Source organism: Variovorax sp. P4_B10 (assembly GCF_056402375.1).
On sequence record NZ_JBFUHN010000142.1, the window covers coordinates 1 to 8799 of the forward strand.

Annotated in this window: 4 protein-coding genes, 2 tRNA genes, 2 rRNA genes and 1 pseudogene; 6 read left to right on the forward strand and 3 right to left on the reverse strand. The window is 56.7% G+C overall.

Going from position 1 to position 8799, the window contains the following annotated elements; translation table 11 throughout:
• Both AC1DXX_RS32550 and AC1DXX_RS32555 read right to left on the reverse strand, forming a co-directional pair.
• Positions 1-239 (reverse strand): annotated as a pseudogene (locus tag AC1DXX_RS32550) (amidase); the annotation flags it as partial.
• Positions 240-326: 87 nt separating this feature from the next.
• Positions 327-1133: a metallophosphoesterase gene (locus tag AC1DXX_RS32555; protein ID WP_478138332.1), complete on the reverse strand. Its 807-nt coding sequence runs from the start codon at positions 1131-1133 to the stop codon at positions 327-329.
• Positions 1134-1257: 124 nt separating this feature from the next.
• Here AC1DXX_RS32555 and AC1DXX_RS32560 point away from each other — a divergent pair, with 124 nt between their 5' ends.
• Positions 1258-1431, forward strand: coding sequence for a hypothetical protein (locus tag AC1DXX_RS32560; protein ID WP_478138333.1), 174 nt, complete (start codon positions 1258-1260; stop codon positions 1429-1431).
• Between the two features lie 112 nt (positions 1432-1543).
• Here AC1DXX_RS32560 and AC1DXX_RS32565 read toward each other — a convergent pair whose 3' ends face one another.
• On the reverse strand, positions 1544-2524 hold the full coding sequence (locus tag AC1DXX_RS32565; protein ID WP_478138334.1) for a LysR family transcriptional regulator: 981 nt from the start codon (positions 2522-2524) through the stop codon (positions 1544-1546).
• A gap of 109 nt (positions 2525-2633) precedes the next feature.
• Here AC1DXX_RS32565 and AC1DXX_RS32570 point away from each other — a divergent pair, with 109 nt between their 5' ends.
• The 5 genes from AC1DXX_RS32570 to AC1DXX_RS32590 form a co-directional block, all read left to right on the forward strand.
• Positions 2634-3176 carry a hypothetical protein gene (locus AC1DXX_RS32570; protein ID WP_478138335.1) on the forward strand — a complete coding sequence of 181 codons (543 nt, stop codon included), beginning with the start codon at positions 2634-2636 and terminating at the stop codon, positions 3174-3176.
• A 716-nt stretch (positions 3177-3892) separates the two neighbouring features.
• Positions 3893-5427: ribosomal RNA gene (locus AC1DXX_RS32575) — 16S ribosomal RNA — on the forward strand.
• Positions 5428-5506: 79 nt separating this feature from the next.
• Positions 5507-5583, forward strand: a tRNA-Ile gene (locus AC1DXX_RS32580).
• Between the two features lie 29 nt (positions 5584-5612).
• Positions 5613-5688 (forward strand) — tRNA-Ala (locus AC1DXX_RS32585).
• A 324-nt stretch (positions 5689-6012) separates the two neighbouring features.
• A 23S ribosomal RNA gene (locus AC1DXX_RS32590) occupies positions 6013-8799 on the forward strand; the annotation flags it as partial.

Genomic DNA, 8799 nt, shown 5'->3' on the forward strand with positions numbered 1-8799 from the left:
CCTTCGCCCGCGGGGTTCTGGATGGCGGCCAGCGCTTCTTCCACCAGCTGGGCGCTGCTGAGCGACCCGGCGGCGAGGCGGCGCGCCATCTCGGCCATCGACAGCTGGCCCATCGCCTTGCCCGTCGCATCGGGCGCCTGGGCCATCGCTTTCGGCAGCACCGACAGCATGCCGACCGCCGCCGCTGCGCCGGCCGTGCGTTGAAGGAAAGTGCGGCGTTGTTGTTCTTGCTGGGTCATGGCGCTCTCCAGGTGGGCTCGGAGCAGTCTACACAGCGCATGTGGCACGACCGTAGCCAGCCGTTACAGAGCGGGGAGGGCGCTAACCTAACGCACCTCGATCAACAGGTCCGGGCGGTAGCCCTCCTGCTCGCCGTTGCGCTTGTAGCCCAGCGGGTTGGCGACCACGCGGCAGCCGTCCTTCACGTAGTCGAAAGGGCAGTGCAGGTGGCCGTGCAGCCACAGCCTGGCGGACGGCAGCAGTTCGTCGAGTGCATTGCAGAAGCCCGCCGTGCCGGGGGTCAGGCCATAGCGCGGATCGGCGCTCGCGAGGGTTGGCGCGAAGTGCGTGATGGCCACCGTGGTGCCGCCGAAAGGCTCGGCCAGCGCCTTTTGGAGCCAGGCCTGGCACAGCAGCGCTTGTTCGCGCAGCGGACCGGCCAGGAAGATCTCGCCGTTGCGCAGGGTGGCCGCCTTTTCCAGATAGAAGTCGGCCGCCCGCATCGCCTTGCCGCGTTTCTTGAGCGCCTCGGCCAGGCCGTCGGTGGGCTCGACCAGTGCGTCGAAGTCGGCCCAGAGCGTGGTGCCGACGAAACGGATGCCGTCGATGACCAGGGTCTCTCGCTCCAGCCACTGGATGTCGAGCTCGTTACAGAGTGCGTGCAGCCGCTCGTGCGTTTCGTCGAAGTCTGCACTGTCGTATTCGTGGTTGCCCGGCACGTAGATCACGGGCGTCGGCCAGCCGTTGCGGGGCGAAAAACGGCCCAGGCCGAAGTCGGTGTCGGTCAGGCGGGAGCCTTGCTGGTAGGAGCCGATGTCGCCCGCCAGCACCAGCAGATCGGCGCCCGGGATGGGGTCGGCATGGAAGCGGGGATGGGACTCCAGATGCAGGTCGGAGAGCAATTGCAGCTTCATCGTCGGGCAGTCTAGGCGAATTACCCCATGCATGAAGTGCATAAGGTTTGGCTTGTTTTCCTAGGGATAACCCTTAATCTTGGAGCATCAACCACTCCAGCGCAGCCAAAAGCAGCGCACTGTCATGTTCAGCCTCATTGCCCAAGTGGCCCGTTTCTTCCGTTCCTCCAGCGACAACGCCCCCGCCAGCCACGCGGCCGCGCTGATGGAAAGCGCCGACGTCCGCGCCGGTCGCGGAGCACACCACGCGCAGGAACTGCGCGCTGCCGCATCCGCCTGGCTCAGCGTCGTCAGGTAATTGCTCGCCCCCCAGGCTGCGCGCACTTCGTGTCGCTTCGCCTCCCCTACCGGGGGCAACACCAGCGGCCCGGCAAAGCCGGTTCTGCGGTGTTTCGCGAAGGGGGCGCGGTCTATTGGGGCACCTTCTGTCCGAGGATCGAGCCCGCGAAGGCTGCTCCGGCCGAGCGCAGCAGCGCGGTGCGCAGCCATTCGTGCGCGTGCCCGTGCTGGGCGCGCCGGTGCCAGATGGCATCCACATGCACCGGCGGCTGGTCGAAGGGCAGGTCGCGCAGCACCAGCTGGTCGTCGATGCCGGTCACCGTCACGAAGTGGCGCGGCAGCACGGTCAGCAGGTCTGAATTGGCGACCACCCGGCCCGCCGTGAAGAACTGGTTCACCGTCACCACGATGCGCCGCTCGCGCCCCATGGCGCCCAGCGTCTGGTCGATGAAGCCGTAAGGCCTCCCCGAAAAGCTCACCAGCAGGTGCCGCGCGGCGCAATAGTCGTCGAGCGTGAGCGGGGCGTTCGCAAGCGGATGGCCGCGGCGCATCACGCACACGTACTGGCCCAGATAGAGCCGCTGGGTCTCGAACGGCACCCCCACACCCGACTGCCCGCGCGCTGCCAGGCTCGCGATCACGGCGGGGAAGTAGCCGATCGCCATGTCGACCTCTTCGTTCTCCAGCATGCGGCGCGGATCGCGCGTGGTCAGCGGCAGCACGCGCAGCGAAATGGCGGGTGCCTCTTGCTCCGCAATCTGCACCAGGCCCGGGATCAGCTCGGCCGCGGTGGCATCGGCCATGGCCAGCAGGAAGGTGGTGTCGGCGGTTGCCGCGTCGAACTCGCCTGGCGCCAGCGTGTGCTGGAGCTGCCGCAAGGCATCGCGCACGGTGGGCCAGAGCGCCAGTGCCCGCGGCGTGGGTTCCACGCCTGCGCCGGCGCGGCGCACCAGCTCGTCGCCCAGCACCTCGCGCAGCCGTCGCAGCGCATTGCTCACCGCCGGCTGGGTGATCGAGAGGTTGCGGGCGGCACGCGTGAGGTTGCGCTCCGCCATCACCTCGTCAAAGACGCGAAGGAGGTTGAGGTCGAGCGTGCGAAAGTTGACATCCATCAGCGTCGTGAATGATAAACATCAGAAAGATAAAGTGGCAAAGCATTAGGGTAACCCCTAATATCACGGCATCGGCACTCGTTGCCTCTTATCCCCGGAGGGATGCACCATGACCAGCTTTGTCCACGTTGACCAACCCACTGTCCACCCCGGCGTCCGTCGCGCCGAAGTTCTTTTCGGCCAGATCCAGGCCGCACGCACCGGCGCCGAAGGCGCCCGTCCGCTGATCGCCCTGTTCATCGTCGCCATCGCCGCTGCCGTGCTGGTGGTTGCCGACACGCTCGTTTCCAACTGGAACGACGGCGCACTGCTCGCCGCATGGACCATCTTCTGCCTCGCAGCCATCGGCCTGATCGCGCTGTTCGCAGGTTCGGTTCGCAAGAGCAGCATTGCTGGCCTCTGGCGCGTGGCTTCCGAGCGCCGTGCCGCTGCCCGCGCCGATGCCCGTTTCCTCGAAACCGCGAAGAACGACCCGCGCGTGATGCAGGAACTGCAAGCCGCCGTGTGGCGCCAGCAGTCCGAAGGCACGGCAACTACCGCTGCCGTCGCCAAGATCGATGCGCTGGCCCGGATGAGCAACCGCTCGAAGGAAGCGCGCATGCCGACGCTCTACGAAGCGATGCGCCGCATGAACAGCTCGCGCTACTACTGATATTGAGCCGAGCGGAAACTCGCTTGAATATGCAGCCGCCTTCGGGCGGCTTTTTTTTGCCTGTATCGCCCTCCTGGGCGAGCGCGCGACGCTTCCCTATATAGGGGGTGGTTGGGCCTGCTTCCGCAAGGAGCGTTGACACTCAGGGACCAAGCCTTATGTCGGCCTGGGTGTGCAGGCCGAAAGCGACACTGATTGCATAAGAACAAATGCTTTCGAAGTGGCGTTGGCCTGAAAAAGCGATGTATACTCRTGGGCTCGGCTGACAACGCAGCAATGCGCTTCAAGCGGTGGTTCCCAAGGGGGCTGCGGCAAGARGGGTTGGTTGAAAAAACTTCCTTCGAAGTTGACTGGATTGCAAAAAACAGTGCATAATCGAAGGCTCCGCTGAAACAGCTTCAGCGTCTCGCAGCGACARGTTGCGGGGTGCGAAAAGAAGATGTTGAAAGCGAAAAAAGTTTGACGGTACTTAAAAAACCGTGATAGACTACAAGGCTTCGCTGATCACAGCGAGCTGAACGAAGTAAACGAAAAGTTGCTTCGGTGATCGTTAAAAATTTACAGCCGATAAGCGTGGGCGTTTGAAGGTAATTGCGTAAGTTCTTCGGAACAAGTCGCAAGACTTAAAAACGCTCATGAGATAGAAGTGAAGTTCACTTTAATTCTTTTTTTATGAGTTTTGCTTGACCGCGAGGTCAGGCGCAAAAATCAAGATCGAACTATAGAGTTTGATCCTGGCTCAGATTGAACGCTGGCGGCATGCCTTACACATGCAAGTCGAACGGCAGCACGGGAGCAATCCTGGTGGCGAGTGGCGAACGGGTGAGTAATACATCGGAACGTGCCCAATCGTGGGGGATAACGCAGCGAAAGCTGTGCTAATACCGCATAAGATCTACGGATGAAAGCAGGGGATCGCAAGACCTTGCGCGAATGGAGCGGCCGATGGCAGATTAGGTAGTTGGTGAGGTAAAGGCTCACCAAGCCTTCGATCTGTAGCTGGTCTGAGAGGACGACCAGCCACACTGGGACTGAGACACGGCCCAGACTCCTACGGGAGGCAGCAGTGGGGAATTTTGGACAATGGGCGCAAGCCTGATCCAGCCATGCCGCGTGCAGGATGAAGGCCTTCGGGTTGTAAACTGCTTTTGTACGGAACGAAACGGCCTTTTCTAATAAAGAGGGCTAATGACGGTACCGTAAGAATAAGCACCGGCTAACTACGTGCCAGCAGCCGCGGTAATACGTAGGGTGCAAGCGTTAATCGGAATTACTGGGCGTAAAGCGTGCGCAGGCGGTTATGTAAGACAGTTGTGAAATCCCCGGGCTCAACCTGGGAACTGCATCTGTGACTGCATAGCTAGAGTACGGTAGAGGGGGATGGAATTCCGCGTGTAGCAGTGAAATGCGTAGATATGCGGAGGAACACCGATGGCGAAGGCAATCCCCTGGACCTGTACTGACGCTCATGCACGAAAGCGTGGGGAGCAAACAGGATTAGATACCCTGGTAGTCCACGCCCTAAACGATGTCAACTGGTTGTTGGGTCTTCACTGACTCAGTAACGAAGCTAACGCGTGAAGTTGACCGCCTGGGGAGTAYGGCCGCAAGGTTGAAACTCAAAGGAATTGACGGGGACCCGCACAAGCGGTGGATGATGTGGTTTAATTCGATGCAACGCGAAAAACCTTACCCACCTTTGACATGTACGGAATTCGCCAGAGATGGCTTAGTGCTCGAAAGAGAACCGTAACACAGGTGCTGCATGGCTGTCGTCAGCTCGTGTCGTGAGATGTTGGGTTAAGTCCCGCAACGAGCGCAACCCTTGTCATTAGTTGCTACATTCAGTTGGGCACTCTAATGAGACTGCCGGTGACAAACCGGAGGAAGGTGGGGATGACGTCAAGTCCTCATGGCCCTTATAGGTGGGGCTACACACGTCATACAATGGCTGGTACAAAGGGTTGCCAACCCGCGAGGGGGAGCTAATCCCATAAAACCAGTCGTAGTCCGGATCGCAGTCTGCAACTCGACTGCGTGAAGTCGGAATCGCTAGTAATCGTGGATCAGAATGTCACGGTGAATACGTTCCCGGGTCTTGTACACACCGCCCGTCACACCATGGGAGCGGGTTCTGCCAGAAGTAGTTAGCTTAACCGCAAGGAGGGCGATTACCACGGCAGGGTTCGTGACTGGGGTGAAGTCGTAACAAGGTAGCCGTATCGGAAGGTGCGGCTGGATCACCTCCTTTCTGGAAACAAGCAATTTAATTTAAACGCCCACACTTATCGGTTGTTGGAAGAAGTCGAAATCTTCATTGATTCTCGATTGGGTCTGTAGCTCAGCTGGTTAGAGCACCGTCTTGATAAGGCGGGGGTCGTTGGTTCGAGCCCAACTAGACCCACCAAATCTTCTGATTTCTCGTGTGAGAGTTTTGGGGGATTAGCTCAGCTGGGAGAGCACCTGCTTTGCAAGCAGGGGGTCGTCGGTTCGATCCCGTCATCCTCCACCAATAATGCGATACTTAAATTCAACACCAAAGCGGCTTCCTGCTCAGGCATGAGGCTTCTTTGTTGTTGATCGAGATCTCTTGATCAATCGGCTGTTCTTTAAAAATTCATAGAGTCGAATCAGCGTTGCTGATGGAAACTGCACATTCGTAAAGGTTTAGTGCAGACCGTGCCATCAGCAACATAGAATTTTTGATTGCGTCAAAAGAAACTTCAATTTCGAGTCAAATCGAATTTTGAATGTAACGGCATAACGCGTCAGGTGAAAGACCTGACATATTCCTTGAGATGATTTTGTAGTTTCGCAAGAAACGTCAAAGTTATAGGGTCAAGTGAATAAGAGCACGTGGTGGATGCCTTGGCAATGATAGGCGACGAAGGACGTGATAGCCTGCGATAAGCTTCGGGGAGCTGGCAAATTAGCTTTGATCCGGAGATTTCCGAATGGGGAAACCCACCGAAAGGTATCGCATAGTGAATACATAGCTATGCGAGGCGAACCGGGTGAACTGAAACATCTCAGTAGCTCGAGGAAAAGACATCAACCGAGATTCCGAAAGTAGTGGCGAGCGAAATCGGAGAAGCCTGTTAGTGATAGCACAAGACATAACGGAACAGTTTGGAAAGACTGGCCATAGCGGGTGATAGCCCCGTACGTGAAATGACCTGTGTGGTACTGAGCTAACGACAAGTAGGGCGGGACACGAGAAATCCTGTCTGAACATGGGGGGACCATCCTCCAAGGCTAAATACTCATCATTGACCGATAGTGAACTAGTACCGTGAGGGAAAGGCGAAAAGAACCCCGGGAGGGGAGTGAAATAGATCCTGAAACCGCGTGCTTACAAAAAGTAGGAGCCTCGTAAGGGGTGACTGCGTACCTTTTGTATAATGGGTCAGCGACTTACATTCAGTGGCAAGGTTAACCGAATAGGGAAGCCGTAGAGAAATCGAGTCCGAATAGGGCGATCAGTCGCTGGGTGTAGACCCGAAACCAAGTGATCTATCCATGGCCAGGATGAAGGTGCCGTAACAGGTACTGGAGGTCCGAACCGACTAGTGTTGCAAAACTAGCGGATGAGCTGTGGATAGGGGTGAAAGGCTAAACAAACTTGGAAATAGCTGGTTCTCTCCGAAAACTATTTAGGTAGTGCCTCAAGTATTACCATCGGGGGTAGAGCACTGTTTTGGCTAGGGGGTCATGGCGACTTACCAAACCAAGGCAAACTCCGAATACCGATGAGTACAGCTTGGGAGACAGAGCACCGGGTGCTAACGTCCGGACTCAAGAGGGAAACAACCCAGACCGCCAGCTAAGGTCCCTAAAATTGGCTAAGTGGGAAACGAAGTGGGAAGGCTAAAACAGTCAGGATGTTGGCTTAGAAGCAGCCATCATTTAAAGAAAGCGTAATAGCTCACTGATCGAGTCGTCCTGCGCGGAAGATGTAACGGGGCTAAGCCAGTTACCGAAGCTGCGGATTTGCAATTTATTGCAAGTGGTAGGAGAGCGTTCTGTAAGCCTGTGAAGGTGCGTTGTAAAGCGTGCTGGAGGTATCAGAAGTGCGAATGCTGACATGAGTAGCGTTAAAGGGGGTGAAAAGCCCCCTCGCCGTAAGCGCAAGGTTTTCTACGCAACGTTCATCGGCGTAGAGTGAGTCGGCCCCTAAGGCGAGGCAGAGATGCGTAGCTGATGGGAAACAGGTCAATATTCCTGTACCGTTATATAGTGCGATGTGGGGACGGATCTTAATAGGTCATCCGGGTGTTGGATATCCCGGTTTAGTTGGATGTAGGCGTGCACTAGGCAAATCCGGTGCACATATACCGAGGCCAACGATCGAGCCAGCTTGCTGGTGAAGTGACTGAACGAGGTTCCAGGAAAAGCCACTAAGCTTCAGCTATATACGACCGTACCGCAAACCGACACTGGTGCGCGAGATGAGTATTCTAAGGCGCTTGAGAGAACTCAGGAGAAGGAACTCGGCAAATTGACACCGTAACTTCGGAAGAAGGTGTGCCCTATTAGTGTGTAGTGAACAACGAAGCATGAATGGGTTGCAAAAAATCGGTGGCTGCGACTGTTTATTAAAAACACAGCACTCTGCAAACACGAAAGTGGACGTATAGGGTGTGACGCCTGCCCGGTGCTGGAAGATTAAATGATGGGGTGCAAGCTCTTGATTGAAGTCCCAGTAAACGGCGGCCGTAACTATAACGGTCCTAAGGTAGCGAAATTCCTTGTCGGGTAAGTTCCGACCTGCACGAATGGCGTAACGATGGCCACACTGTCTCCTCCTGAGACTCAGCGAAGTTGAAATGTTTGTGATGATGCAATCTCCCCGCGGAAAGACGGAAAGACCCCATGAACCTTTACTGTAGCTTTGTATTGGACTTTGAACAGATCTGTGTAGGATAGGTGGGAGGCTTTGAAGCAGGGTCGCTAGATCTTGTGGAGCCAACGTTGAAATACCACCCTGGTGTGTTTGAGGTTCTAACCTAGGTCCATTATCTGGATCGGGGACAGTGCATGGTAGGCAGTTTGACTGGGGCGGTCTCCTCCCAAAGCGTAACGGAGGAGTTCGAAGGTACGCTAGTTACGGTCGGACATCGTGACGATAGTGCAATGGCATAAGCGTGCTTAACTGCGAGACTGACAAGTCGAGCAGATGCGAAAGCAGGACATAGTGATCCGGTGGTTCTGTATGGAAGGGCCATCGCTCAACGGATAAAAGGTACTCTGGGGATAACAGGCTGATACCGCCCAAGAGTTCATATCGACGGCGGTGTTTGGCACCTCGATGTCGGCTCATCTCATCCTGGGGCTGTAGCCGGTCCCAAGGGTATGGCTGTTCGCCATTTAAAGAGGTACGTGAGCTGGGTTTAAAACGTCGTGAGACAGTTTGGTCCCTATCTTCCGTGGGCGCTGCAGATTTGAGGAAGCCTGCTCCTAGTACGAGAGGACCGGAGTGGACACACCTCTGGTGTATCGGTTGTCACGCCAGTGGCATTGCCGAGTAGCTAAGTGTGGAAGAGATAACCGCTGAAAGCATCTAAGCGGGAAACTCGTTTCAAGATGAGATCTGCCGGGGCCTTGAGCCCCCTAAAGAGTCGTT